1 protein-coding gene is annotated in these 1,783 nt (G+C 41.4%); it reads right to left on the bottom strand.

The annotated features are described in order from the left end of the window. Positions 1-105: 105 nt before the first annotated feature. Positions 106-1,572, bottom strand: coding sequence for a TIGR03985 family CRISPR-associated protein (locus G4P69_RS37755; RefSeq protein WP_208339496.1), 1,467 nt, complete (start codon positions 1,570-1,572; stop codon positions 106-108). Positions 1,573-1,783: the final 211 nt, after the last annotated feature.

Raw genomic sequence — 1,783 nt, 5'->3', positions numbered from 1 at the left:
TGGGTAAAAACAGTGCACCAAGGAAGTAAGGAATAGAGCTTGCGATCGCGCGGGAAGAAGTTGGTAAAATAGCCCAATTAACAGGAGCATTGCCACCAAGCTAGATCAAGGCTGGTAATGGGTTAATTCTTGCATTACCTCTGTTTTCATTTGTTGCCGAATCGATAACGGTGCAATAACTTCGCCTTTCGGTCGCCATTCCCGCAGGCGCATAATAACATTAATATCACCAGTACGTATCCAGGCGACGTAATATGCATCATCTCTAGAACACTGATTGATTATTTTTAATAATCGTTGACGTTCTTGCCGACTTGAAATATTTCTAGTAATTAACTCTGGTAATTCGTCGTATGTAACTGAACGAAATGTTTGGTGTCTTGTGGTGTCATTTACGTACCATTTAGCAAAATCTGCCGGAAAACGGAGAATAAGTAATTCTTTTTTGAAATAAAAATTAAAACCCCAAGCTGCTTTCAATTCCGTATCAATATGTTCTGGCGTTGGTAAAGTTCCTGTGTGGTACATCTGTTTCAACTCTTTAGGAACAAGGGGGTCACCCCACGCCAGTACTTTTAGCCGATCGCTCTCAATACGATCTAAACGGTAGTTGTGCCATGCTACATTTCCATTAGGGTCTATGCCATAAGCACTAAGGTACTTGGCACGTCGCAGGTAATGCAAGCAGACTGGATAAACAGTAACTTTGACTTTTTTCTCTGTGGCTGCTATCCAATACTCAAACTGTACTACGCCACCACGAGGTTGACGCCAAAGCTGTTCTATCTGCTCTTGATAATTATCCACCCGGTCTTGCATCTGTTGAGAAAGAATATAGTCTAGGTGTAGAAATATTCTCTGTTCCGGATCTTTCGCGTAAAGCTTTCTTGAGGTGGAAGAGTCTCCAATTTGCTCCCACAACTTGTTGATAATAAATGACAGGTTTGGTTGCACAAATGAGATTGACTCCAGCGCATGGAGTAGTTCCGATGTTTGTGCTGGGTCTAGACAAGCTAAACTAATTTCTGTGCTTGTTTGTGTAGCTATTTCCTCTGACAAAGTTGGTAAATCATCTCGCGAAACACAGCTATACTTCCCTGTCTCTATTATTTGCAGCCACCCTTGCTGGACAAGATGCTTAAGATCATCCCTTAGAGAACGATTTACGGTAGCAAAAGGATGCTGTTGGAGTATCTGGTGTAATTGCTCTGCAGTCATTTGTGTCAGTCTATGCATAGACTGTTGCCATTTGTCAATAGTAAGTTGGAAGCTGCTCTCAAAAACAATTGCCGAGAAAGTTTGATGACAAATGCAGTTGTTATCGCTACATTGAGCGATGATTTCTTGCGCATTTAACTTATCACTTTTTGGGTGACGGTAAGCAAATAAGCGATCGCGTAACTGGGAGTAGGTAAAAACCTCAGGAAGTTGATTCGCCCAGTCATGACTACCATAGAGTTTATTTATTAGCACCCACAACCGTAGCGATCGCACCAACCGATTAGCCAGTTGTCCCGCAGCCAGCCATTGCAAAATTTGGGGAGTAGGTGGTAAATGAAAATCCTCTGCCAATTTTTAACCCCGTGTATTAAAAAGTTAATGGAATAGGAGTCTTCTATTAAGTATGACATGATATACAGAGAAATAAAAACTACTACAAAACATGAGCAAACGCACTATGATGGCTTTGCACCTGCACCTGAGTGAACCGCTATCAGTACAAGGTTTGAAATATCAACTGTTATCGATTGAATTAACTAAAAGCGATCGCTTGATTGAACCA

Source organism: Aetokthonos hydrillicola CCALA 1050, from assembly GCF_017591665.1.
Taxonomy (GTDB): Bacteria; Cyanobacteriota; Cyanobacteriia; order Cyanobacteriales; family Nostocaceae; genus Aetokthonos; species Aetokthonos hydrillicola.
Note: the sequence above shows the minus strand (reverse complement) of the source record. Positions and strands in the feature narration are given on the sequence as shown.